Below are 25,327 nucleotides of genomic sequence, written 5' to 3'. Positions count from 1 at the left end.
CTGGTGGCTCTGGGAGGCCGCCATGAAACTCACCGACTATCGCACCCTGGGGCGTTCGGGCTTGCGGGTCAGTCCCCTGTGTCTCGGCACCATGACCTTCGGAACCGATTGGACTTTCGGTGCCGAGGTGGACGTGAGCCGGGCCATGCTGGATCGCTATCTGTCCGCCGGGGGCAACTTCATCGACACCGCCAACATCTACACCAAGGGGCACAGTGAGGCCATCCTGGGCGACTACTTCGCCGAGCGGGGCGGACGTGAACGGGTGGTGCTGGCCACCAAGTTTTGCGGCAGCCTCCACCGGGGCGATCCCAATGCGGGCGGCGCCGGTCGCAAGGCCATCCACCAGCAGCTGGAGCAAAGCCTGCGGAGGCTGCGGACGGATTACGTGGACCTCTACTGGATGCACTTCCACGATCCCCACACACCCATGGAGGAAACCCTGCGGGCCCTGGACGACCTGGTGGCCGCCGGAAAGATCCGCTACGTGGGCGTTTCCGATACGCCGGCCTGGGTGGTGGCGCAGGGCCAGGTGGAGGCCCGCTTCCGGGGCTGGTCCCCCTTCGTGGCGTTGCAGATCGAATACTCGCTCATCGAGCGCAGTGTCGAGCATGATCTGCTGCCCATGGCGCAGGCCCACGGTCTGGGGATCACGCCCTGGTCCCCTCTGCGGGGCGGGCTGCTCTCCGGCAAGTACGGGCGGAACCGCCAACCCCAGGGCGAAGGCCGCCACGTGCCGGGCGTCTCGAAGAGCCTCACCGAGCGTAACTACGACATCATCGAGGCCGCCGAATCCGTCGCTTCTGAAGTGGGCACGGGCATGGCCCAGGTGGCGCTGGCCTGGGTGCTGTCGCGGCCCGGCATCACAAGCCCTATCCTTGGCGCCCGTACCTTGTCCCAGTTGGAGGGCAACCTGCAGGCCCTGGATCTGGACCTTCCCAAGGATCTGATCGCCCGGCTGAACGCCGCCAGCGCGCCGGTGCCCGTATTCCCCCACGCATTCCTGGCCAACACCAAGCACGTGATGCAGAGTGGCGCGACCATCAATGGTCAGGCCTCCGATCCCTGGCCCATGGCGCCTGCCACGGACCAGGAGCGGTGGTGATATCGAACGCATCATAAAAAGGATTCACCACCAAGACACCAAGGCACCAAGAACCGAAAAGGATGTTCTTGCGTTTTTCTTGGTGTCTTCGTGTCTTGGTGGTGAAAAGTTCTATCGACCCCTTAAGCCTCGATGAGCTCCGCCTCTGGGGTTTTCGCGGGTTTGCGGCCCCTGGTGATGGTGAACTCGCCCAGCATCATGGGCACGGCGGCTTTGAGCATGATGGTGAAGATCAGGGCGCCCAGGGAGAAGATGCCGACGGCCACGGCGATCTCGGTAAAGGAGGGCCGGTAGACATAGATCTCGCCCAGGGCATCGGGCGTGAGGCCGGGGATGATGAGGCCCATGCCCTTCTCGATGTAGACGCTGGCGTAGATGAGCACGCAGCCGATGTTGAGCGCGGTCCAGTTCATCCTGGTTTTGGAGATGAGGAAGAGCAGGAAGGCCACGAAGCCTGTGATGATCGAAGCCCAGGCGAAGGGCACCAGGGTGTTGTAGTGCACGCCGCTCTTCTCCAGGCCGAAGAGCAGGTATTGGAAGTAGACCGTGTGCTCGGTGCCGGAGTAGAGCTCCTTGAAGGATTCCGCCGCCGTGAGAAAGAGGTTGAAGCCCATGGTGTAGGCCATCAATTCGGCGATCTTGAAGATGGCCTCATCGGTGATCTTCAGGCGCGTGGTGCGGCGCAGCACCTGCAGAAGGATGAGCAGCACCGCTGGGCCCGAGCAGAAGGCCGAGGCCAGGAAGCGCGGGGCCAGGATGGCCGAATTCCAGAAGGGACGCGAGGCCAGGCCGTTGTAGAGGTAGGCCGTCACCGTGTGGATGCTGATGGCCATGGGGATGGAGGCCAGCACCAGGGGCAGCACGATCTTTTTGTTGTAGTGCTTTTCTGCATATGAACTGAACAGCAGGTAGGTGACCACGAACCAGTTCAGCAGCAGGTACAGGTTCAGGACGATGACATCCCAGGCCAGCATCGACTGGGGCCAGTTGAGGCGGCCCACCAGGGGCATGATGTGCCAGAAGCGGTCGGGCCGGCCGATGTCCACCATGACGAAGCCCAGGCACATGATGAGGGCCGTAACGGCCAGCATCTCGCCCAGGATGGTGATCTCCTTGATGGGCGCCCAGTCGTAGATGTAGGCCGGGATCACCAGCATGATGGAGGCCGCGGCCACGCCCACCAGGAACGTGAAGTTGCCGATGTAGAAGCCCCACGACACCTGATCGCGCATGTTTGTGACGAGAAGTCCGTGGTTCAACTGATTGGCGTAGGCGAGTCCCCCCACGAGGATCAGCACCAGGAGAAAGCCCACCCAGGCGTAGTAGAGACGGCTGCCTTGGAGCATGAGCCCGATCGTGTCGGTGATGAACTGTTCGAAGTTCATGAGCGTGAACATGGTTTCACACCCCGTAGAAGTAGAAGAAGGTGGGTTGGGTGTTCAGGTCCTCCTTGAACTTGAAGACGCGCTTGTGCTCCAGCACCTGGCGGATCTCGCTCTTGGGGTCCAGCAGGTTGCCGAACTTGCGTGAGCCCGTCGGGCAGACCTCCACGCAGGCGGGGTACAGGCCCTTGCGGGTGCGCTGGACGCAGAAGGTGCACTTCTCCACCACCCCCTTGGGGCGGGGCCGGTTGCCCAGGTAGTGGGTATCGGGGTTCACGTCCCTGCTGTCGAGGTGCGGCTCGCCCCAGTTGAAGTGGCGAGCGCCGTAGGGGCAGGCGGCCATGCAGTAGCGGCAGCCGATGCACCAGTTGTAGTCCACCACCACGATGCCGTCCTTCTCCTTCCAGGTGGCACCGACAGGGCATACCTTCACACAGGGCGGCTTCTTGCACTGCTGGCACTGCACGGGCATGTAGAAGTGGCTTTCACGGGGCACTTCGGCGGGGTTGTAATACGGCTCGGCATGCTGAAGGTTGACGCCTTCCTCTTTGTCCATTTCCAGCACGCGGATCCACTGGATTTCCGGATCCCGCGACGGGTTGTTCTCCTTCACGCAGGCATGCACGCAGCGGCGGCAGCCCACGCAGCGGCTGAGATCCAGCGCGTAGCCGAAGATCACGCCGGGCAGGGCGGGTTCGTTGGTGACCTTCACCGCCTTCTTGAATTTCTCCATGTACTCGCTTTCGAGCCTCGCGATGATGGTCTGGATTTCATCCTTGGAAAGCTCACGGAAGTTGTGCTGGAGGAATTCCTCTTTGCTGAGCTTGCCGCAACCCGTCAGGGCCGTGGCCATGGCAGCCACGGCGGTGCCGAGGAACTGGCGACGGCTGGGGCCCGTTTCCTCCTGGGGCTGCATGGGTGTCAGATCCGTCATAGGGCGCCCCCTTTCTTGAGCTGAATGGCCTCGGGCCGGGTGGGGGGCGGCATGGGTTTGAGGGGCGCGAAGTGGGGTGCATGCGGGTTGTGGCAGTGGACGCAGAGCAGATATTGCTTGGCGCCGTTCCAGCTCCCGGTGCGCTTGCCATGGATGCCCACGCGCCAATCCCGGAATTTGTCGCCGTGGCACTGGCCGCAGAGCTTGTAGGATTCGGTGAACAGCACCTTCTCGCCACTGGCCAGGTGCAGGTTGTCGCGGTTGTTGGCATCGTGGCAGTCCAGGCACCAGCGGCTTTCGGGGCCGTGGTTCAGTTTGATCTCGTCATGCATGGCCAGGTCGCGCCGCTGCGGGTTCACCTTCAACTGTTTGCCGTCATGGCAGGCAGTGCAGGGAAAAACGCCCTCGGAAAAGGGGGGCTTGGGCACCTGGATGCCCTCCTGGGCTGCGGGTTCGCCCTTTGGCTTGGGCTCCACGGCGGCGGCGTGGACCGCCAGCAGGAACAGGCTCATGAACGCGGTGATGGTCAGGCGGTGGTTCATGGCTGCACCTCCGGCACTGATGGATGGCTTCGGCATCTCCACCCGCAGGGGCGGAGAGGCTCATGGCACGTATCGGAATGGACGAAGAAAGTGGATTCAATGCCACGCTTCTGGAAGGGGCAGGTCAAGGGAATAGCGGTATTCCAATGGGTTCATGAAGGTGAGAATGTAAAGTGTCGTGACGTGGTTGACGTGTGCATCCTCCGCTCTGTCAGACGTGAATGAGAGAAAATCGGTGGCGCCAGGTGGCTCCGACTGGAAAGTCGGGCTGGCGGCATGTGTCGGGGATCACAGGCTGCGCCAGGGCCGCTAGGCTGGGAGTCCGGGGGTTCCATGACGCTGCGCTTCTGTCGTTTTCTGTTCGTCGCGTTCATGGCGATGGCTCTCAATCTCTGGGCCCAGGACACCACGGTGATCCTGCTGCGCCATGCGGAGCGACAATCCCTGTTGGATGGTGACTCGCCCCTCTCGGAGGCAGGGCTGCGCCGCGCCCAGGCTTTGGTTCCGCAGCTACAGGCCTTCAAGCCCCAGGAACTCCACTGCTCTGACCTGCAGCGCACCCAGCAGACGCTGGCCCCGCTCGCGGCCAGCCTCAAGCTGACGCCCAACGTTCACGGCAAGGGCGCCTCGGAGGAGCTGGCGGCGGAGATCCTGCGGGGCCCTCGCGGCCGCACCGTCATCATCTGCTGGCACCACGACCTCATGAAGAAGCTGGTGCGTGGCCTCGGCGTGAAAGGCCCCATTCCCTACTGGTCGCTGGACACCTATGACCGGCTCTGGCTGGTTCGCATTCCCGCCAAGGGCGAGCCCACGCTGGAGGAGCGCCCGCAGAACCTAGCGCCAGCTGCCCCCGGGCCGACCCAGCGCTGAGAGCACTTCCTCCGCGGCGCGGATGCCGTGATCCTGGGCCTCCTCGAAGAGCGCCACGCCGCTCAGTTCTGTGTGGGCGAAATGGATGCCGCCGAAGGGCTGGCTCAGAGCCAGGAAGGCGGGATCCCACAGCAGGCCTGGTGCCGGCCGCACCATGGCGTGGCCCCAGCGCATGACGTCGAGACGCGCCACCAGGCCTTCCAGATCGGGATGGGCGGGGCGCAGATCCGCCATGACCATGCGCGCGCAGGCGGCCCAATCCATGGCCCGCAAACGGGCGCGCTCGGCCTCGCAATCCGGACCGGCGAAAGGCCGGTACCAGGTCCAAACGCTAGGCCCGTAGTCGCGCAGGCTTTGATGGGTGGCCACCACGTAGCCCAAAGCCTCGCTGTCGCGCAGCACGTTGTCCCAGGCCAGCGGGAAGGCCGGTTCCGCAGGGCGGGCGCGGAGGGTGAGGTTGGCCACCAGCCAGGGCGCGTTGTGGATGCGGGTCGAAGCGGGGCGCGCCGCCTCAAGGCCTTCGATCACGTGCCGGGCCGCATGCTGGGGGCCCGCGAAGATCACCCGCTTGGCGCGCCACCCGAGGCGCCGCTGCTGGAGGTTGTCCCAGGCGGTGACCAGGAGATCATTTCCCTCCTGACGGATGGCAGTGGCCAGGGTGCCGCAGTGGAGGCGCTCGCCGCAGGCCCGGCGCAGATGCTCCACCAGGAAGCCGTTGCCCTGGGGCCAAGTGAGCAGGGGGCGCGAATCCTCGCCGGGCCCCTGTTTGCGAGCGGCGAAATAGAAGAGCCCAGCCCAGGCGCTGGTGGTGTCGAGGCGGGAGCCATAGTCGTCACGGCAGGCGTAGTCCAGCAGCCAGCGCAGGCGCGGCGAGGTGAGCCCACGGGCATCCAGCCACGCCGCCATGGAGAGGCCATCGAGGGCCCGGGCCTCGGGGGCATCGGAACAGCGGGAGCGCGGAATGCTGAAGGCCGGGCGGCCCTGGGCATCCCGGAAGGCGGCCCAGCGATCCACTTCTGCAAAGAAGGCGTGGTATTGGCGCTCGTCCTCGGCGCTGGCCCCGGCGCGCAGGTAGAGGCCCTCCCACCACTGGCCGAAGGCGAAGATGCGCTCTTCGGGCGCGCGCACGGTGGCCTCTTCCGCGAAGCGGGGATCGCCCTTGGCATTGAAACCTTCCAGCACGCCGCACTCATCGAGCAGGCGCAGCACGGCGTGATTGCCGCGATCCGGCACGGGCAGGTAGTGGGCGGCCCAGGGAAAAGGGCTCACGTGGTTGCGGCCCGAGCGCGACGTTCCACCGGGATCGCGCTCCAGCTCCAGCACCTTGAAATCCTCGAAGCCCGCGCCCGCCAGCCGCCAGCCCGCGCTGAGGCCTGCCACGCCGCCGCCCACCACGAGCACGGAGATGGGCTCGAACTGTTTGGGCTCCGCAAAGGCGCCACCCCGCACCCAGTGGCCCAGGGGCAGATCCGGGCCTACCAGCTCGCCTGAGAAGGGAAACTCGGGCTTGCGGCGGCAGGCGAGGGGAACCGCAGAAAGGGCCGCCGATGCAAGGAAGTCGCGGCGCCTCATGGCAAAGCCTGAAGCCGATGGGCGAAATTTGAAACCACAGATGGTGCCGATGAAAAAAAGGATGGATCCACAGATTCCACTGATTCACACAGATTCAGATGCAGGAGTCGTCGCTTGATCTGCTGGTTCCGCATGGGGGATTGGGTCCTGATGGGCTTGAAGAAGCGATCGTGTTCATCTGTGGAATCTGTGAAATCCGTGGACCCCATCTTTCTCTTTGGACTCACGACCATCGCCGCCATTCCCGGGCGTAGAGGTGCACCAGCACCTGGTTGTCCAGGCGGTTCACTTCCGTGGGGACGCGGTCCATGTCTTTGGGGAAGGCGAACATGGCCGTGGTGGCTTCATCGGAGAGGTGGCGAAGGCCCGGCAGCACATGGGTGGGCACGTCGAAATCGCGTTTCGAAGCCAAGGCGAAACCCCAGACGCCGAAGGAGGGCACGGCCAGGTGGTAGGGGCGCACCTTCAGGCCGGACGACTCCATGGTGGCGGCGATGCACCAGAACGATTGCCGCGCCATGAGGGGCGACGTGCTCTGCACCGTGATCATGGCGTCCTCCGTCAGGCGGCGCTGCAGGAGACGGTAGAAGCGCGACGTGTAGAGCTTGCCCAGGGCGTAGGTGTTGGGATCGGGGAAATCCACGTAGGCGAGGTCGAAGGGCGCGGCGGTGGCTTCCTGCAGCCACACCATGGCGTCGGCGTTCACCACCTTCACCCGGGGATCCTCCAGGGCGGCGCCGTTGAGCTGGCGTACCATGGGCTGCTTGCGGGCCATGTCGGTCATGGCTGGATCGAGATCCACCAGCACGACCTCCTGCACGGAGGGATGCTTCAGAACTTCGCGCACGGCCAGGCCATCGCCGCCGCCGCAGATCAGCACGCGCTTCGCCTCCGGGCGCAGGCCGAAGGCAGGATGCACCAGGGCCTCGTGGTAGCGGTATTCATCGGCGCTGGAGAACTGCAGATTGCCGTTGAGGAAGAGCTGAAAGCTGCCCCGGCCGCGGGTGAGCACGATGCGCTGATAGGCGCTGTCCTTGGCGTAGACGATCTCGTCCGCGAAGATCTCCTCTTCCACGGCCAGAGTGAATTTCCCGGCGAATACCAGGCCCACAGCCAGCAATGCCATCACCACCGCACAGCGCAGGCGGATCATGCGCGTGGGGCCCAGCTGGGACTGCAGCAGATGGGTGGACCAGAGCCCCACGGCGGCGTTCAGGAGGCCGAAGAGCAGGCTGGTGCGCACCAGGCCCAGCTTGGGCATGAGCAGCAGGGGGAAGAGCAGCGAGGCGAACAGGGCGCCGATGTAGTCGAGGGTAAGCACGCCCGCGATCAGATCCTTGAAACGCACCTGGTCCTGCAGGATGCGCATGAGGATGGGGATCTCCAGGCCCACCAACGTGCCCACGGCCATCACCTCGCCATAGAGCACCACCCGGAAGGCATGGGTGTGGGCGAAGGCCTGGAAGAGGATGGGGGCCGAGAAACCACCTACCAGGGCCACGGCCAATTCCAGATCCACGAAGCGTCGGGCCAGACCGCGCTGCAGGAACTTCGACAGCCAGGAGCCCAGGCCCATGGCGCTGAGGTAGACGCCGATGACCGTGGAGAACTGCGTGACCGAATCCCCCAGCAGGTAGCTGGAAAGCGTCCCCGCCACCAGCTCGTAGATCAGCCCGCAGGAGGCGATGAGCAGCACGCTGATGAAGAGCAGCGGCGCCTTGAGCGTGGGCTGGGGTGCGGGATTGTTAAGAACCGAATTAGCCACGGATGAACACGGATAAACACGGATGGGTCATAGAGAGACTCGCTTGATGCCGACTTTGGGAAATTGGAAGTTGAGGATCAGACCGCGCCTGAGACCCGTTGCACGTAGATAGTTGATGCACTGAGCAAGGTGAATATCCTCGATGGCTTTGACACATTTCAGTTCCACAAGGATGGAGCCCGCCACCAACAGGTCTGCGACATATTCTCCTGCGACCACCCCGTCATACATCACCTTGATCGGGTATTGCTGCGCCACGGGGAGCCCCGATTTCCTCAGTTCATGAGCGAGAGCGTTCTCATAGACCTTTTCTAGGAATCCTGCCCCCAAGGTGTTGCTCACCTGGAATGCCGCCCCGATCACGGCTTCACACACGGCATCCAATCCGTGTTCATCCGTGTTCATCTGTGGCCTATCACCCATGAATTGCGGCGGCGATGATGATGCTGATGCCGAGGATGAGGCAGCCCAGGACGATGCCCAGGGCCGTGTTCTGGTCATCCTCCATCTCCTTGCGGAGCGAGAAGGGCAGCACCTTGATGAGGATCAGCCACACCACACCCAGAATGACGAGACCCAGGGCAGAGAAGACGGCAGCGACGAGGAGCTGGTGCAGCAGCTGGTTCGTGAACATCACTTACCTCCGTGGAATATGATCGCCTAAGTTAGCACCTTTGTTTTCAAGTATTAAGGCTGGACGGGAGACAAGGTGTGTTCAGATCTGCAAGTGTCTTTGTCTGGTGTGTTCATGCAAGGTTAGCAAGCTTGGAAAGTCTGTCTTGTGCTTCCTTCTGTCTTTTGACATTTGCATGGATGTACCCAGCCGTAGTCTCTAGGTTTTCATGTCCGACGATTTCTTGAATGTCTGCCAGGGCTGTTCCGCTGGCATGTTGATTAGATATGTACGAGTGACGCAGAGAGTGCGCAGAGAACTTACCAGTCATGCCGTATTTCTTTGAAAGCTTCCTAAGTGCCCAAGTGATAAAGCTTCTGGGATGCTGGCCTTTGTCTCTAGCTGGAAACATGAGAATCGGTGTGGGCAGGGAGTTAGCTGATTCTGCCTTATATGTTTTTATTTTATTGAACAGGTAGTTATCTAGAAATATCTTTCTGAAACCACCAGTCTTAGATTTATGAACAGTAAGGGTTTGCTCTAATTCGTTGAACCAAGACCATTCAGCACCTAAAATTTCACCTTCTCGCATTCCTGTAAGTAAACCTAATGTAATCATTAATGGAGTTTGTTTGCTTTTGTGGTTTTTATAGCAAAAATCAATAAATGATTTAATTTCGTCAATATGCACTAATTGTTTTGGCTTCTTGTCTGGCTTCTGCCTTTTAATTTTGTATGGTTTGATTTTAATATATTCTAATTCTATAGCATAATTGAATACAATATTAATGTATTTTATTAATGAATTGGTACTTCCTTTAGAGTGTGTTTTTAGAAAATCATTTACTAGATCAGATATGATTTCTGTGTCAATACGATTTAGAGATTTATTGCCAAAAACTGGGCAAATGTGTTTATCGTAAAAAATTTTAGCCGTTCGAATGTGCGTATCTGAATAGTGGCAATGCTTCTCAAGCCACTTGTCCTTAATGAAATTAAAAGTAGGAATTTTTTTAATGCCAACATTACCTAATATAGTTTCTTTGTAGATCTGTTCGTATACTTGAATAGCGGATTCGATATCCTTACAGTGTGTTGAGTTATGGTACAACATCTCATTAACAACGAAGCGATAATAATATACGGAACCACGAAGATATATGTTTTTGTGTCGAGACATTTCAACCTCTTCTTATTTGTCTTGATTTGTTAGTAATATAATATTTAGATACTGTTTCTTGCTTTTCTAGCCAATCTACAACTGAAATTGGGTTGAAGTGCTTTCTTTTGCCAATAATTGTATATGGCATTCCTTTTATTAAGCAAGCTGTTAAAGCTTCACTTGATAGTTTTTTGCCGCGAATAGTAATAAAGTATTCCTTTAATTGCCTCTGGTTCATTAGTTTCACACCCGTTCTCCACCTACATATCGGATGGAGCCCCACTGAACTCTAGGTAAAAGTCGGAGAGCGGAGCGTGCATAAGGATTTCGCTACTAGCATCCTCTGAAATAGAAAATCACAACAAGTTCATATAGATAAAACATGTAACCGTAGCAATATGGTTAAATTTATTTTAAAAAAGAGGTTGACTGGATGTTGAGTGCTTGTAGATTTATAATGTAAGAATGATGGTTGATTGATCTAAATTTTTACATTTATATGTTGCGTGGTGAGAGGAATTGAGTTATGAATAGTATCTTCAAAGATATCAAGACTGGCCTTACAGGGCCGTTCAGAAAGAAGAGGGACAAATTTATAATCATCCCTTCAGAATCACCTGCTACTCTCCTACCAACCTTGGCTGATGAACCAGCCACTAACCCAGAGGTAATGAACATGGCTACTCCTACCAAGAATCCCTTCACCTATGAAAAGGGGACTGGAAAGGAAAACAAAGCGGAATACAAGCTCGGTAGGGCTTCTGTTCCTGCTTCCGTGATGAGTCGAATCTTTAAAGAAGCTGAAGACAAGCCTGATTTCAAACAAGCCTTTATTCTGTATGGGAAGCTTGAGAAAAACTACGTGAGCTTCCTAGAGGCATTGGACAAAGCAGGGATTGAATACTTCCAGGCTCTGACCATGATGAAGGAGATTCGGCCTGTAAAGAGTCAGAGGACCGGCCAGAGGGCTGGGAAAGCTGAAAAGACAGTAGAAGCGGTAGCCAAGAGCATCTGTAAGAGATTCAAGGGCAGTCCAATTGAAATGGTGGAAGCCTTCTTAACCGTTGTAAATAGCAGGGAGTTCCACAGCGAAGTCACAGATATCATCTCTGCTTACCAAAAGAACTTTGGGAAATCTGCCCTTGGTTTCACCAAGACCTCAGCTCGTAAAGGAAATCCAAATGCTTTGAGGGCATTAGAGAAATTTCGTAAGAATAAGAAATAGATTGTATGAATATCAAAAGGCTCTGGAGCAATCCAGAGCCTTTTGTCTATTGGAATTCACATGCTAACTGAAGAGTATTGCCGACTCTCAGGGATCAGAAAATAAGAATGGAAAGTCCATAACTACTTTCGTCGAGATTGTCTCTCGGCAGGCCTTTCTCGCTAAACAGGTGGAAGGTGACAATCTCCGCAAAGTGTGTGCAACGAGACGAATCTCGGTGCTCATGGGTTTCCAGCACTCAAGGATCAGATTTAAACCCTTTCCTGCCATTCACCCAGAGAAGCGGATGACCAAAAGGTCATCCGAAGAGGGATCTTTGCCACCTTCCGCAATGACAATATCCTGTCAATAAACTTGTTTCAATAGTTTCTTTTCCAGCACGTTGAGAAGATCCACTTCCGCCCAGTCGATGTGAGCATGCCATTTATCTTCTTCATCGAAAAAGAGGGCTTCGACTGAGGGGCCCGGGATTACAACGTCTAAGGCCTTACAGGCCCGATTCAACCAAATCGTCTTCTTTCGTCGAGATACATAAGGACAACCAAGCATATCGAGTAATAGATAGGCTTTCTCAGCATTAACTCTAATATCTTTTAGATTCATAAGCTTTTCATTGATTGCAAAAATAACCTTATCTTTCAATGTTTTGTATTCAGCATCATTTCTAATGTAAAATAAACAGCTTATGGCATCAAAATATGATATTGATTTTTGATTAATAAATACTTTTTCCAGAATATCGCATGGTAACAAAAAACCAGGCCCAAGCTCCCTTATGCCCAATATAATATTTAAAACTTCTAATGGCAAAAACCCTTCTACATGATCAATTTCGTCATTCTTACTACGTGACAAAAGATCTCCAGACAGTTCATATATTCGCTGTGCAATATTATCTTTGTATTCAGGTAAAAATTTTCTAGAGAATCTTATTAACAAAATGATTGACGTGCAAATTTTGTATGACGCGCTCACAGATGGCGAAATTTGATAAAGAAAGAACATTATATCAAGTAAAACAAAAATTGCATCCCTATAAATCATCTGCGAATGATCTGAGTTATCAAATTTTGATATTGACACTATTTTTTTAATTCTTTGTTCAAAAACGCCAATCAAATAACCGGAAACACCATCATAATTAATATCATTATAAGAGCAAGTCGATTTTATTACTTCTATGTGTTTTTGTGTTAATTTCCAAACAGAATTTATGCGCTTTGGAATTAGATATTTCCCATCTTCACTTGACTCTAGGAATTTATCAATAAAATCATCAACTTCAATACCTATTTCATGTATTAATCTTGATTTGTTCGTAATAAATGGGCGTGAAAGCAAAATAGATTTTGAAGAATTCGATCTAAGATTAAATTCTGTCAACACATCTGAATATACATCATATACGATCTTGCAATCTAATTGCTTGTTGGAAAAAATGTAAACATCATCTACATACCTTCTAAATTCATAGTGCTCACCGTAAATCATCCCCTTCTTTTCTTTTATTTTTTTTATAGTAAGTAAGTCAATTTTTTGAAATATAATTTCTGAAAATATCCGGCTTATTTCTGGACCTATCACAATGCCATTGGTTTCATTGTGATTGCAATGGCGCATCACCCAATCAAATTCTTGTGCAAATGTTGATTCAACAGTAACATGTTTTTTTGTAAATTCTTTATCCTTAACAGACCACGACATAACATGTGTATATATACTGTCAAAACATTTTGAAACATCAAGAGACTGAAAGAATGAATATTTTTTCTCTAATAAAAAATAATCTCTAGATTCAAAAAATTTATATAATCTATCAAATCCGCGATAAGAGAAGAAGCTTGGGACATGTTTAGTTATTTCATCGATCTTTTGCAGTCCAACATGACCAGTTTTGTATTGGTGAAGGTTCTCCATGTCACTGCGCATGAAAAAAGCACTAGCAATTTTTTCAGGTGAACGAATTGAAGCTGGACTGTGCGCACAGTGATACAACATAAGTGTTTCATATTTTTGATAGAATTCTTTGATAATCCATTGAGATCTTGGGTGAACCAAGGCTAATCTTCTAAATTCAGTCGAATTTTTTTTAATTTTAAAAATATGTGGCACAGTCGGCCTTGATCTATCTCCTTCTCCTTCTCCAAATATAAGTGCTTTTAATAAATTTTGGCGAAGAAGTGAAGCCGAGTTCAAGTCATTAATTTGTCCATATAGTCCATCGTTTGAAAATATAACTGGCGTTTCAAATGGTAACGTCTCTGTTAAGATTACACGCGTGTAATCACTGCGTTTAATTTTTCGCTTATTTCCTCTTCTACTCATATTTCCAACACTCCTGGATTTCTTGCATACGTTTGGGAGCAAAGTAAATAAATCTACGCATCTCAAAGCCAAGGCAAAATTTATGAGATAGTAATTTACGTTTTAAATTCGAATCAATAATACGCAATGAACCAATATATATTCTAATAGATCTGGAAAGTATTAAATTTCTTAAAAATGCATCCAAAATTAATAGACCGCTTGCATTTTTACTCAAAGCCGGAAAACCATAATATATACCCGCCAGGTTGCGCATCCCTGAATTTTTATTAAAAATATAAAAATTACTGGTTAGATATTTAATGCGATCAATCAACAGTTTTTCATCTCTTTTAGGGTTAACTAAATAGTCTCGAACTGATCGCGCTATTCTTGTCTTTATTTTATTTATTTTATTATTTGAAATATCAACAACAACATTTCTGTATTTGTCTTCTGTATCAATGTCTGCTCTCGCTGGGTCAGAAATGGTAAATTGATAGCCTAAATAATCAAACGTACATATTATACGTTTAATCAAAGGACGCTTTGATGTTTTTTGTGGAGCAACTTGAAGTGCTTCACAAACTTGTTGCTTCTTTGGATTTAAACGCAAACCATGTGGTAGTATGTTTTGAACAAAATTTATAAAATCTTCTCTTTCTTCCGATGCATTTGTAATTATAACAATATCATCAACATATCTAGAATAAAAATATATTGATTTGCATGACCTAATTTCTTTGTCAAAGTCCTCCATCATCATCTCAGATATAGTAGAGCTCAACGAAATACCTCGGGGCAAACCCGCCGAACCAGCACCAAGGGAATAGTCTAAAAATGCAAATGTCAGATTTTTTGTAATTGGATTGATTTTTTTACAGCTTGATATTCTATTTTTAATATCTAAATGGTCAAATGATTCATAAAATTGTGATACATCCAATCTGTATATACGATAAGGAATACCTTCTTTTATAAAATGTATTAAATTTGAAATTATAGTGGAACGACATGCATATTTTATATTAAATATATTTATTAAATTGTAATTCAACTTTCTGATGACAAGCATATTGCCAATATTATTAATTCGATAAGCTGATTTCTTCTTAAGATGAAATCTAGTTATGGGGTTAACTCCATTGAATCTGCTGGTGGAAGATTGAATAGCTTCCTCAACGCATAACTTCCGATAGGCCGCCCAAGTAAGACTCGGCACGGATCGGAAATCGGCCTTCTTAAGCATCGCCAACAGATTCTTAGGGCTGAATGATTGATCGGGCATGTGATCGCCTGTAGAACTTGCTAGATCCTACTTCCCAATGAAGACGCTCGAATAGCCAATTCATGTTCCGTCATATCACATCAACCAAGCCACAGGAAGCAATTCGTCATCAAACATCTTTCCGGCAGATTTCACAAACGTCCCCAGACTCCTAGTGGACGCCCTTTTGAGCAATTACGATGCTCGACAAGTCGTTAGAATCCACAGATCTCTTCTTGAAAACCAAGGTATTTGAGAGCCCAAATACCTAAAACGAGGGATACCAGTTATCAAGGAAATAGCATTCTCGAAAACCATTCTTGATTCTCAATTCTCGATTACATATACTTGGATGAGTTTCGAGAATCGGAGATCACATGCGGATTGGCTATGCGAGAGTTTCAACCCAGGATCAGCACTTGGATCTACAGGAAGATGCCTTAGCAAAGGCCGGGTGTGAAAAGGTCTTCCAAGATTTCATGTCAGGGGCCCGGGCTGATAGGCCAGGTCTAATAGACGCACTCTCCCATCTGAGGGAAGGTGATGTCCTTGTTGTCTGGAAGTTAGATCGGCTAGGTCGTAGCGTGAAGGGCTTAGTCGATCTGGTGGAAGAACTGGCAAATCGAAAGGTCCACTTCCAAAGCATCACTGATCAGATTGATACTTCCACTGTTGCAGGGAGGTTCTTCTTTAATGTCATGGCCAGTATGGCTCAGATGGAACGTGAATTGATTGGGGAGAGGACAAAGGCAGGACTGGAGGTTGCGAGGAAGCTTGGAAGGGTGGGAGGTCGGAAGCGGAAGATGTCTGACGGCAAGATCGAATCCGCAAAAAAACTCTTGGCTACTGGTATGCCACCTAAAGATGTCTCAAAGAACCTCGGCATCTCTGTTCCAACTCTCTACCGGTGGCTACCTGCCTCTAGAAGGGTCTAATTGCCTGCGCTTAAGCCAGGAAACGTCTCTGGCGAGGTCCCGGAAAGTGTTCTGACTCTTCCAGGTGAATCAGGCAATCCAAAGTTATTCGTTTGGGAACGCCTTTTGTCCTCATCGTCAACGACATTCGATCTTAAAGACAATGATGGTCCCTAGTAATTCCTCTTTAAGTGACTCACGAAATATATCCCCGGGCCATGCCGGGGATATACGGTTGCATCTGATCTAATCTTAAAATGTAATGAACTATTTTGAATTCTCCATCATAACGATTTTTCTAGCTTCGTAAATATTATTAATCTCATTTGAATCGGGTAGGATGGGTATATGAAAATTGTTAGATGCCTGTTCGCGTTGATTTTTCATTGCCATAATTGAGTCTACATAAATTTTAAATGTTACATTGTTTAAATAAAGTCTGTTTCCAGTCGAGATAGGACATCCGATATCACTCATTGTTTGTTTATAAATAGTGTTGCTTTCTAGTGAGATATGTATTGATTGGTCTTGATTGTTTTTAGCTTGAGTTGGTATTAATTCGCCAGGTATAGTTGACGCCAATTCTAATCTTCTTTGATTAAGTGATTTTGATTCAGCTTCATTGGCGGCGTATTTCCTTCTAAGATCATCTTTCTTTTCGCTGACTGTAATCATTTTGAAACTACCGTCATCAGTAGTTGTTCGAATTAGGGCGTCATCTGGAAAGCCATTTGCAATAAAATCATTCCATTTCTGCATCAAGTCTTGTTGGTCTGATGATATTTGTAATAATTTTACGTCAATATTATTGATTTCATTTTTAGTTTGGTTTGTTTTTGCAATTATAAGCTCTTGTTGTTTATTCTTATGGTTTAGCTGCTTAACATAAAAACCAAGCCCAAATCCAATAACTATGGCTATAGCTGCAAGCCCAAAAATCTTGGTTGAACGACTATTCATACTTACCTCCTTATTATTAAAATTTTAAAATATATGATATATTAATAATTGTTTAAGCATTTTGCTGCTTGAGTGCTGTGTCTAGTGGGGTCTAGTGCCTGAGCTTAACTTATGGAACGTCTATAGTGATGTCATGTGAATTGTTTAGAATCTTCATGGTGCATATTGGTCGGTTCAAAGTCCATTCAAGAGTTCCCTGGTGATTTTGGTGAGCATGGGTGGGTGTCCTTTTACGGCTAACAAAGCCATTTCTGTTTTATGAGACATTGTCAATCTCTCGCGGTTGTCTTCTGGATCGCCAGAAGGTGGGTTTACGCGGGTTGGAACAGAACTCCCTGTCATTCGAGGGCTTGGGAAGGGCTGAGACTATTGTTTCTCTCGGACTTCATTGCGTTTGTTGTTTATCCATTTCTACCAAGTAGGAAGGTTGTATCTGGAGTGGTGTAGCAAGATGGCGCCATGTGAGCTGAAAATATTGGGCTCAATGGGTATGGTAGACACTTCTTGGCAACATTGAAATGTCAAAAATATAGAAATGGCTCTACGTTGGAAAGAATCCACCCGTGACATTGCCATTCGTGGCGGAGGGGTGGAATGGGCCGTGGACCGCGCAAGGAAGAGTGGGAAGCCATTACTGCTCGAATCAGCCCTGATTCTGCTAAACGTCTTCGAGTAGTAGCTGCCAGGCGTGGGGTGACAACTGGAGTCGTTCTTGATGAAGTGATTCAGGCAACACTTCCGGTTGACCGGCAACCAGTGTTTAGACCGGGGAGCATCTCAGGAACTGATAGGCGTTCAATCCACTACCTCAAGAGAGAAATGGTGAGACTGGGGCTGAGTCAAAGCGCACTCAGTCGCCTTCTTGGGGTTACCCAGAAGGCAGTAAATCTTTGGTTTCAGAAGGGAGTTGTCCCAGAAGCTCGTTGGGAAACCATTCAGGAAACACTCGATAGGGTTATGAAAGAGAGGGCAGGGAAGTAGCTCGTAGTTCTACGCCCAGCATGACCCTTTCTGGAGGGCAACACTCTACGGGCAGGGGCTGAACTAATGGGTACTAGAATTCATCTCAAAGAGAGATGCGTCAGTCTTTTTGCTGATATAAATTTAGTTAATGATGTGCATGTAACCATGTGGTTCAAATGTGCTGGCTACCAACGTGATCTGACCAAGAGTAGGCGAGGATCAATGAATCGGCTGGAGTGCTAAGTCCTTACAGTTTGGTCTAGCTTGCCCTACACTCTGAAGCGCAAACGGAAGGAACCAAACACTCTAACATAAAACTCCTACAATATTATTCGAACATATTATTCGCGAAATTTTTTCACAAAGAGACCCCCCAGCTTATATTGGAAGGTCCTAACTTAGATGGTATGATATAAATCGAATTTTATTGATGCCATACGTATTTTTTACAAAACAAAAAATTTGAATTAAGTTTGAATGAATTTATTACTAAGTGAAATGGTATTAATATTTTATAAATAAAGGATTAAAAAATGAAAGAAACACCATACACAGATGCACTTGTTAGTCGTATTTCTGATATAACCATTAATAGTGAGGCTTTGGAAGCTAACTTAGAGTTGGCAAAGATTGAAGCTATCAGTAATTCTGTTTTTATGATTCTGAGAGAACAGGTTAGGGAATCACTGGAGGAACATTGTTCAGAGATTCTGGACGAGCTTTCCATCCATGGAGAACTCACCCCACCTGAAATTGAACGGGCAGTTGCCAACAAAATATCTAAACCTGTTAAGGATGGTGTAAAGCGAGAGTTAGACAGTAAGTATAAACTGATTACAAACATTGATGAGTCATATAGTAAAAATGTGATCAAGCCAGCCAAACTACAGGTATTATTTGGTTAGATTATAGGTTTTAATTGAACGATGAATGGATACTGTTATAGCATTCACTATTATTTTACGTTGTAATAACTGCATCTACACTATTATGTATTCTTGATGTGTATATTGTGTATATAAACCATCAACTCAGGTATATAACATTGTTGAACCAAATATTTGTATGATCGGGTTTAATGATTGTTGTAGCGTTATGTTAAGTTAGGAGATCATTGTTGATCTAAAATGGCTTAAAAATATATTTTTGTTTTCAATTCTACGCTCGATATGTATTCGTAGTCATTTATAGAAATGAATATTGGATGCTTTTCCTTGCTCAAGGATGGCACCAAATATGCTATAACGGAAGCACCATATGAACGCTATTTTAATAGATGAATCAGCCATTAGTTTAGACAATGCTAATTTAATGGATTATATATCATTAGATCAATTACCAATATTTAAAAATCAGTTCAAATTATCTACTGGAGTGTATTTATATTTTAGATGTGGCTGGGAATCAGATTCGGCTTTAGTGAAATCACCAGTTATTAGGCATTATAAAGCTTTATCGAGCAATAGTAAAAAGGGAAAACTATTATTGTATGGCAATAAATCTTATGATAGCCTTATATTTGCTGATTTTGATTTACCACCTTCTGATTTTGGCTTTTCTTCCTACGATGCTCTTAAAAAAGATCTGGAAGAAAAACTAGGCAATGATGCGGTTGTTTTCTTTTCATCGTCTAGGAAGGTCAAAGCGGCCTTTCCAGTGCATGGGAAATTGACCCAGTCTGAAGGTCTCTCCTTTCTGAAATCTGTTCTGCCTGAATACTATTCAAATTTAGACCACAGTGTTTCAGCGATGACTTGCACTTTCCTGGATTGGGATTCTGCAACTGTTCTATCAGAGAGTCTACCAGCTACGAAGGTTCATACTTTAAATCCTGAACAAACACATATTTTAGTGGCGGATAAACACAAATGGAAAATATATACAAGAAGCATTGAGTGTGTTTCAAGTAAAATAAAACTAAATAGGTCGGAGAAGATGGTAATTCGGTTTGTGTTTGGTTCTGCTTATAGAAGCATGTTCCTTAGCGGTATTCAGCTTCCTTCCACCTATATTTCTGAGACATTCAATAGAGAAATTTCAATTAAGGGTGTTTGTAAGGCAATTAAAAGTCTTGAAGAAAAGGGATTGCTAAGGCTAGTCAGCAGTTCCTATCAACCCGGGAAGAAGGCAAAGAGTTATCGGGCCGCCGGTATTGCCTTCGAGTTTTGTCGAAAGATCGTTTCAGAGCTTGAAGAATGGAAATCCAACCGAAAAACCAAGAAGTTCAAACCAGCAGAACCCGAACAGGTCATAATTGAAGATGGTGATTGGAATAAGAGACTATTCGTAATGACTTGCTTGTTTAATAATGAAAATAAATATTTAGAGTATGTGTCAAGAATACCTAACTTCAATGAAAAGTCAGAGAGGTTATCTCAGGCTAAATCAAGTTGGAAGAGTCATACCAAGAGATTGCTACGACGGGCGTTGAAAGTGGCTTAGTTGTGCAAACTTTCGCGTTTATTTGGCCATGTCGCCATGGGAACACTTACGAAAGCAGCTAAGCGGCCACGCCTGCACCGAGGCGATGAGCGGAGCCGAGTTAGCGAAATGCTGAGAGAGTCCTGATGGCGATGCAGGCTGACAGAGAGATGAGCGGAGGCTTACCCCTACTGCAAGTTTGCCAGGTCATCTTATGCCCATCGCATCAACAATTCTTGGAAACTTAATGGCCTTGTTAATTTAGTCGAGTTGGCGAATGATGAGTCTAAAGCGAATGGAGGATGGAAGACCATGATCAAGGTCTATATCATTGAATGTATTGACCCAAGGAAAGAAGATCAAATTGGTATTCAATGTGCTGAGCGGTTTATCTACCCGAGAGCGGAGCAAGAGAATGTGGCTATATCAGTAGCAGAACCAAAAGACAAATACGAAATAACGAAGCTTCTTAATGATGCTTATTTTGAAATGCGAGAATTGGGCAAACCATGTCCACCAATCGTTCTGCATATTGATGCACATGGTAGTGAAAATGGCTTCAAAACAAGAAATGGAGAAATGTTTACCTGGGAAGAGTTTTCCACATATTGTCAACAGCTATCAAAAATATCTAATATTCAACTTGTTGTAATAATGGGAACATGCAAGGGTGGTTATTCTATGGAGATGCTAAAACCTTACGATCAAGCTCCTTTTTATTGTATTTTTGGCCCAGGTTCAAATATTAATAATTATGATTTAATGAATTTCTATAGAGATTTCTATAATGAATTGATGACAAATAAAAGATTTGATGTTGTGGCTAAAAACATTATTAAACAATATGGAGATAAAATAATGTATGTATCTAGCTTATTCTTGTTTCAATCGTTATACAAAACATATATGATCCATCAGACAAGAAGATTTGGTATTATAAGGAAAAACAGAATGATAAATAAAATAAAGAAGCTTAATATTACAAAAGAAGAAAAAATTAAAAAAATTGAATATATAAACAAAGAAAATAAATTAACAATTGACCAATTTCCACGGTTTAGGAGGCAATTTTTTTTGATAGACGAATATCCAGAAAATGAAAATAGATTCAAAGACGTCACTATTGAAGCAATTATGAATAACGAACATATTCCTGTATATGAATGGCATTTACATTAAAAACACAAAATCAACCCAAAAGATTGGTCCGAGTGTTTCATTGATGCTTTCACTTAAATAGCTTTTTGCCTGATCTGATTCACAGTTTGATGTAGGCTCCCGAATCCCTGCCATTCTCCTTCTTCTTTCCTATGTGACCTTCTACTAGGCTGAGTTGCCGACTGAAGTTGTCTTGGACCGGAATTTCTGCCTCTTGGCTGACAGGAAGTTCGATTAGAAATCTCTCCGTAGGATTCGAGAATCACTGATGGAAAACCGCTATTCCCTGGGCACCTAGTGAGACGGATCAGAGAGATAGACAATTGCCCACCCAGATAGGCTGGCGGTTTCGGACGGATTGCAAACCTGCGCAAAAATGGAGGACCCCTTGCTGGAGCACTTTTCCAAGCTTGGGGTTGGTGCTTAGTCCGATAGTTGCTCTCTCTGGGATAGCCTGGGGATCTCAAACGACCTGCAAATCCTGACAAAAGATTTGGTGTGACATCGGTCACTACCTGATGTTTGGGTAATTAATGGGTGTGTTCAGATCTGTGTATTCCGTTCCCGATTTTCCCTAAATATTCTCTCTATTTTCGTCGTAATTCCGTCAATTCGGAACTGCCTGGAAAGCTCCAATGGCACAAATTAAAGGGCTTAGCGGTAAACGGATCCTGTTGGATCACTTACCTCCGTGGAAGCCGTTGTTGTGCAGGAAGGTGCGGTAGGCGCCCGGCGTCTGACGGACGCTGGGGGGCAGGTCGGCGCGGCGGCGCTGGCCGAAGAATTCGCGGCCGAAGAAGGCGTTGGCGACCATGAGGCTGAACCCGCCGCCCAGGAATAGGATGTAGAGGATCCGCATCAATCATCACCTCCATCCGATGAAGAAGTACTCGCGCTATACATGCTCTCCTGCCAGCGGCGGGTCTCGAAGGCCGCCATGCGGAAGACCATGAGCAGGGGCACCACCAGGATGGCCAGCAGGGCCAGCCCTGGGTAGAGCCAGCGCATGACGCCCTGCCGCAGCTGCACCTCGATGGCGGCCACGGGCGGCACCTTGCCGTCCCATTGGGGGGCCAGGCGCAGCACGTAGGTGCCGGGCGGCACGGCGCTGAGGAAGACCTCCTGCGTCTGATCGCCCTCGGACCAGGATTCGCCGCCATCCACGCCGTGGTAGTAGCTGCTTTCCAGCAGGAAGAGTTCGGCCACGCCGGTGGTTTCGCTCACCAGGGCGCCCTCCAGGCTCACCCAGCCATTGTTTACCGGGGCGCTGAGGGTGACGGCCAGGTTGCTTCGCCCATCCTTGATCTCGATGGGATCTGAGAAGAAGACCGGGTCCTGGGTCTCCGGCGGAGGAGCCTCTGGGTTTGCACTGGCTGCGGGCCGGCGGGTGGGGATGTTCTTGCGCAGAGCGTCGGCGGCCTCCCGACGAAGGCCCGGCGTCAATTCATAGAGGTCGAGCCGCTTGCTGAACAACTGCTCGTTGCGATGTGTGACAGATTCCGCCATCACCAGGGCCAGCAGCAGACCCAGGGCGCCCACCAGCCAGAGCGTGGATTTCGACAGGGCGGCCTTGTGGGGGTTGGGCTGGAAGGAGGCGATGCCTCGCGGCGCGGGGGCCGCACCGCTCAGCTTGAAGGCGGACCACACCGCCTCCGGCTGCAGGTAGGTGGAGAGGCTCCAGTTCACTTCTTCGCCACCTTTGCTGTGGCGCTGCCACTCGCGGTTGAGGCTGAGGGGTGGCGCGACGAATTCAGTGACGGTCACCCGTTCGCCCTGTTCGACCATCCAGTAGAACTCGCCCCACACCCCCTCGACCGCCGCTTCAGCATCCTGGAACCGGCGCCAGTTGCGGCCCTGCATCCAGAGGTTCCGCTGGGATCCTTGCACCTGTGGGACTTCACCCGGCGGCACGGCAACGGCCAGACTCCAGTGGCCCTCGCTTTCCACCAGCCACTTGAAGCCATGCTGGCTGTCCAGGAGCAGGTATTCCATCCAGGGATAGACGGTGCCGTCGAAGCTGCAGCTGCGGCGCAGCTGGCCGATGCAAAGCACCTTCTCGCCGTTCAGCGTGCCCTCGGCCCCTAGGGGGATGGCCACGTCGGCGTGGGGTTGTTTGAGGCTCTTGAGGAAGGCCAGCTTGCCGTTTTCCGCGGACAGCAGGCTGCCGCAGCTGGGGCAGCCCACACGCTGGGTTTGGTCCGGCGCATGCAGGGCGAGGGCTCCGCCGCACTTGGGGCAGTTGAGGTTTTGCGTACCCACCTTGGCGGGTTTCCGCGTGCCGCCCTGGAGGTGCAGATCCACCAGGGGAATCTCGCGGCCCAGGAAGAACAGCGGCGGATCCTCGCCATAATCCAGCGTGGCGAAGGCGCCGTTCTTCCCGGACAGGTCGGCAAAGCGGTAGGTGGCGCCAGGTTCCACCGTCCAGGGGATCTCCCCTTCGGCGCTGTGGAAGCTGGCGGTGCTGATCTCCCCCACCGTCCAGAGGCCGTCGGAGCCCAGGTCTACCAGGGCCCCGGCCTGGAGGTTGTCCGCGGCGGGCAGGGCGCTGTGGGGCGTCTGAGTGAAGGTGAGGTAGAAGCGGCCCTGGGCTTCCGCCAGCCAACCCCAGCGGCCATCGTCGAGGGCCAGGTACCACTCGTCCCACACGCCTCCCAGGGCATGTTTGAGCTGGACGCGGCCCGCCAGCGAAAAGGTGCGTCCCGCGTAGGTTCCCGTTGTCCCCAGTCCGAGAGGCGAACCGGTGTCCACGAGATCGGCGACCTTGCCGATGAGCTCGGGGTCGCGGTCCCGGCGGGCGGCCAGGGCCTTGCAGTAGGAGCAGACGGCCACCATGGTCCCTGGCCGGAAGCTCAGGGCGGCACCGCAACTGGGGCAGGAGGCGAGGGGGCTCATGGGATGCCGGTGATTATGTCAGAGGGCTGGTGATTTAGCTCAGAGTAAGGCCAGGATGCGGGCCAGTCCTTCACGGAAGCTCCCTTCCCCGGTCAGCAGACTGAGCACCAGATGCCTGTCGCCAGGCAGGTCAAAGAAGGAGCCCGGATGCACCAGGACCCCGGCCTCGTTCAGCAACCGCAAGGCGCAGACCTCGTCGGCATCCACGGCGGGCCGTCGCAGCAGCACCGACCAGCCCCCCTCCACGGGCAGCCGGGACAGGCGTGGATGAGCTGTCAGGGCCTGATCGAGGCTGGCGAGATTCGCTTGAAGGCGGTGGCGGATCTGTTGGCGGATGCCGGGGGCCAACTCCAGCAGTCGGGGCGCAGCGGTCTGCACCGGGGCCGACACGGATAGATACTGATCGGCCAGGAAGGCCAGGGCCTCCAGATGCGCCGCGGCTCCGGGCCCGCGCACGGCGATCCAGCCCAGCTTCAACTGGGGCAGGGCGGCCACCTTGCTGAGGCCTGAGAGCAGGAACACGGGGCAGGGGGGCTCTGCTTCGAGCAGGGCCGAGGCCAGCCGATCGGCGGGTGGTTCCAGTGCGTAGTCGGCGAAGACTTCATCCACCAGCAAGGCCAGGCCCCTTCGGGCGCACAGCTCCGTCAGGCTGTGCCATTCCGAGATGGACAGGAAATGTCCAGTGGGGTTGTTCGGATTGACCACGACCAGGGCCCGTGTGCGCGGGGATGCCGCCGCCTCCAGGGCACCGAGATCCAGGTGCCAGCGCTCATGGAAGTAGGAGGGCACGGTGCGGGCGCTCAGGCCCTCGAGCCGCGCCAGCCAATCGAAGAGGGGATAGCTGGGGCTGGGTACCAGCACCTCGTCGCCGGGATCGCCCAGCAGCTTGAAGAGGAGGCCGTAGCCTTCGCTGGTGGAGGCGGTCAGCTGCAACTCATCCGCCCGCAGGCCCTGGCCGTGATGCCTGGCAATGGCCTCCCGGGCGCTCCGCGCCCCGCGGGAATCGGGATCGTAGGCCAGTACCGAAGGCTGCGACAGCGCGGCGCGGATCTCCTCCTCGGGGTAGTCGAAACCGCAGCGGGTGGGATTGGATCCCGTGAGATCCAGCACCGGCCTGCCCTCCGCCCTGAGGTGGGCCAAGGTGGCTGAGAGGGCGTTGGGCTCAAAGCCCTGCGGCAGGCGGGAGGAAAGGCGCATGGAGGCAGGTTAATCGAAAAGGTGCACACCCCGCGGCCGCCCGTTTAGATGGATGGGTTTCGATGGATAATCGACCCATCC

22 protein-coding genes are annotated in these 25,327 nt (G+C 51.1%); 7 read left to right on the top strand and 15 right to left on the bottom strand.

Annotated features, from left to right (window positions below):
- The first annotated feature begins 22 nt into the window (after positions 1-22).
- Entirely contained in the window at positions 23-1,105 is a 1,083-nt protein-coding gene (locus tag Q9293_RS11320; protein WP_306246517.1) for an aldo/keto reductase, read from the top strand.
- A 122-nt stretch (positions 1,106-1,227) separates the two neighbouring features.
- Here Q9293_RS11320 and dsrP read toward each other — a convergent pair whose 3' ends face one another.
- Genes dsrP through Q9293_RS11305 form a run of 3 tightly spaced genes read right to left on the bottom strand, consistent with a single transcriptional unit; the run spans position 1,228 to position 3,963 of the window.
- Positions 1,228-2,502 carry a sulfate reduction electron transfer complex DsrMKJOP subunit DsrP gene (gene dsrP, locus Q9293_RS11315; protein ID WP_306246516.1) on the bottom strand — a complete coding sequence of 425 codons (1,275 nt, stop codon included), beginning with the start codon at positions 2,500-2,502 and terminating at the stop codon, positions 1,228-1,230.
- Between the two features lie 4 nt (positions 2,503-2,506).
- Positions 2,507-3,421, bottom strand: coding sequence for a 4Fe-4S dicluster domain-containing protein (locus tag Q9293_RS11310; protein WP_306246514.1), 915 nt, complete (start codon positions 3,419-3,421; stop codon positions 2,507-2,509).
- Positions 3,418-3,963 (bottom strand): cytochrome c3 family protein, encoded by a 546-nt coding sequence (locus tag Q9293_RS11305; protein WP_306246512.1) that lies wholly within the window; start codon positions 3,961-3,963, stop codon positions 3,418-3,420. The genes Q9293_RS11310 and Q9293_RS11305 overlap by 4 nt, the downstream gene beginning before the upstream one ends.
- A gap of 333 nt (positions 3,964-4,296) precedes the next feature.
- On the opposite strand from Q9293_RS11305, the gene Q9293_RS11300 reads away from it, so the two are divergent.
- Positions 4,297-4,833, top strand: a complete 537-nt coding sequence (locus Q9293_RS11300) for a histidine phosphatase family protein (protein WP_306246511.1) — start codon at positions 4,297-4,299, stop codon at positions 4,831-4,833.
- On the opposite strand, the gene Q9293_RS11295 is transcribed toward Q9293_RS11300, so the two are convergent.
- The 6 genes from Q9293_RS11295 to Q9293_RS11270 all read right to left on the bottom strand — a co-directional run bounded on the left by Q9293_RS11295 (position 4,798) and on the right by Q9293_RS11270 (position 10,192).
- Positions 4,798-6,405 (bottom strand): FAD-dependent oxidoreductase, encoded by a 1,608-nt coding sequence (locus tag Q9293_RS11295; protein ID WP_306246509.1) that lies wholly within the window; start codon positions 6,403-6,405, stop codon positions 4,798-4,800. The genes Q9293_RS11300 and Q9293_RS11295 overlap by 36 nt on opposite strands.
- Positions 6,406-6,628: 223 nt before the next feature.
- On the bottom strand, positions 6,629-8,170 hold the full coding sequence (locus Q9293_RS11290; RefSeq protein ID WP_306246507.1) for a polyamine aminopropyltransferase: 1,542 nt from the start codon (positions 8,168-8,170) through the stop codon (positions 6,629-6,631).
- 27 nt (positions 8,171-8,197) lie between these two features.
- Positions 8,198-8,575: a GxxExxY protein gene (locus Q9293_RS11285; protein ID WP_306246505.1), complete on the bottom strand. Its 378-nt coding sequence runs from the start codon at positions 8,573-8,575 to the stop codon at positions 8,198-8,200.
- Positions 8,576-8,585: 10 nt separating this feature from the next.
- Entirely contained in the window at positions 8,586-8,804 is a 219-nt protein-coding gene (locus Q9293_RS11280; protein ID WP_306246503.1) for a DUF350 domain-containing protein, read from the bottom strand.
- A gap of 112 nt (positions 8,805-8,916) precedes the next feature.
- Positions 8,917-9,963 carry a site-specific integrase gene (locus Q9293_RS11275; RefSeq protein ID WP_306246501.1) on the bottom strand — a complete coding sequence of 349 codons (1,047 nt, stop codon included), beginning with the start codon at positions 9,961-9,963 and terminating at the stop codon, positions 8,917-8,919.
- Position 9,964: 1 nt separating this feature from the next.
- Positions 9,965-10,192 (bottom strand): hypothetical protein, encoded by a 228-nt coding sequence (locus Q9293_RS11270; protein WP_306246499.1) that lies wholly within the window; start codon positions 10,190-10,192, stop codon positions 9,965-9,967.
- 279 nt (positions 10,193-10,471) lie between these two features.
- Between Q9293_RS11270 and Q9293_RS11265 the strand changes: the two genes are divergently transcribed.
- Complete coding sequence (locus tag Q9293_RS11265) at positions 10,472-11,170, top strand: hypothetical protein (RefSeq protein ID WP_306246497.1); 699 nt, start codon at positions 10,472-10,474, stop codon at positions 11,168-11,170.
- Positions 11,171-11,515: 345 nt separating this feature from the next.
- Here Q9293_RS11265 and drt3b read toward each other — a convergent pair whose 3' ends face one another.
- On the bottom strand, positions 11,516-13,495 hold the full coding sequence (gene drt3b / locus Q9293_RS11260; RefSeq protein ID WP_306246495.1) for an antiviral reverse transcriptase Drt3b: 1,980 nt from the start codon (positions 13,493-13,495) through the stop codon (positions 11,516-11,518).
- A complete protein-coding gene (gene drt3a / locus Q9293_RS11255) occupies positions 13,488-14,762 on the bottom strand; it encodes an antiviral reverse transcriptase Drt3a (protein WP_306246493.1) in 1,275 nt (424 codons plus the stop codon). The genes drt3b and drt3a overlap by 8 nt, the downstream gene beginning before the upstream one ends.
- Before the next feature lie 356 nt (positions 14,763-15,118).
- Here drt3a and Q9293_RS11250 point away from each other — a divergent pair, with 356 nt between their 5' ends.
- Positions 15,119-15,676 (top strand): recombinase family protein, encoded by a 558-nt coding sequence (locus Q9293_RS11250; RefSeq protein WP_306246492.1) that lies wholly within the window; start codon positions 15,119-15,121, stop codon positions 15,674-15,676.
- A gap of 246 nt (positions 15,677-15,922) precedes the next feature.
- On the opposite strand, the gene Q9293_RS11245 is transcribed toward Q9293_RS11250, so the two are convergent.
- Complete coding sequence (locus Q9293_RS11245; protein ID WP_306246489.1) at positions 15,923-16,615, bottom strand: hypothetical protein; 693 nt, start codon at positions 16,613-16,615, stop codon at positions 15,923-15,925.
- Between the two features lie 1,496 nt (positions 16,616-18,111).
- Between Q9293_RS11245 and Q9293_RS11240 the strand changes: the two genes are divergently transcribed.
- The 3 genes from Q9293_RS11240 to Q9293_RS11230 all read left to right on the top strand — a co-directional run bounded on the left by Q9293_RS11240 (position 18,112) and on the right by Q9293_RS11230 (position 21,178).
- A complete protein-coding gene (locus Q9293_RS11240) occupies positions 18,112-18,483 on the top strand; it encodes a hypothetical protein (RefSeq protein WP_306246488.1) in 372 nt (123 codons plus the stop codon).
- A gap of 352 nt (positions 18,484-18,835) precedes the next feature.
- Positions 18,836-20,020, top strand: coding sequence for a hypothetical protein (locus Q9293_RS11235; RefSeq protein WP_306246486.1), 1,185 nt, complete (start codon positions 18,836-18,838; stop codon positions 20,018-20,020).
- Between the two features lie 291 nt (positions 20,021-20,311).
- Positions 20,312-21,178, top strand: a complete 867-nt coding sequence (locus Q9293_RS11230) for a hypothetical protein (RefSeq protein ID WP_306246484.1) — start codon at positions 20,312-20,314, stop codon at positions 21,176-21,178.
- A 658-nt stretch (positions 21,179-21,836) separates the two neighbouring features.
- Here the strand turns inward: Q9293_RS11230 and Q9293_RS11225 are convergent.
- From Q9293_RS11225 to Q9293_RS11215, 3 genes are read right to left on the bottom strand one after another with little or no spacing between them, the layout of a single operon-like run.
- The gene (locus Q9293_RS11225; RefSeq protein WP_306246481.1) at positions 21,837-22,019 is read right to left on the bottom strand and encodes a hypothetical protein; all 183 of its coding nucleotides are present in this window, start codon (positions 22,017-22,019) and stop codon (positions 21,837-21,839) included.
- Positions 22,016-24,049, bottom strand: a complete 2,034-nt coding sequence (locus Q9293_RS11220) for a DUF4178 domain-containing protein (protein WP_306246479.1) — start codon at positions 24,047-24,049, stop codon at positions 22,016-22,018. The genes Q9293_RS11225 and Q9293_RS11220 overlap by 4 nt, the downstream gene beginning before the upstream one ends.
- Before the next feature lie 39 nt (positions 24,050-24,088).
- A complete protein-coding gene (locus tag Q9293_RS11215; protein ID WP_306246477.1) occupies positions 24,089-25,246 on the bottom strand; it encodes a pyridoxal phosphate-dependent aminotransferase in 1,158 nt (385 codons plus the stop codon).
- Positions 25,247-25,327 lie beyond the last annotated feature (81 nt).

This window comes from Geothrix sp. PMB-07 (assembly GCF_030758935.1).
Classification (GTDB): domain Bacteria; phylum Acidobacteriota; class Holophagae; order Holophagales; family Holophagaceae; genus Geothrix.
Note: the sequence above shows the minus strand (reverse complement) of the source record. Positions and strands in the feature narration are given on the sequence as shown.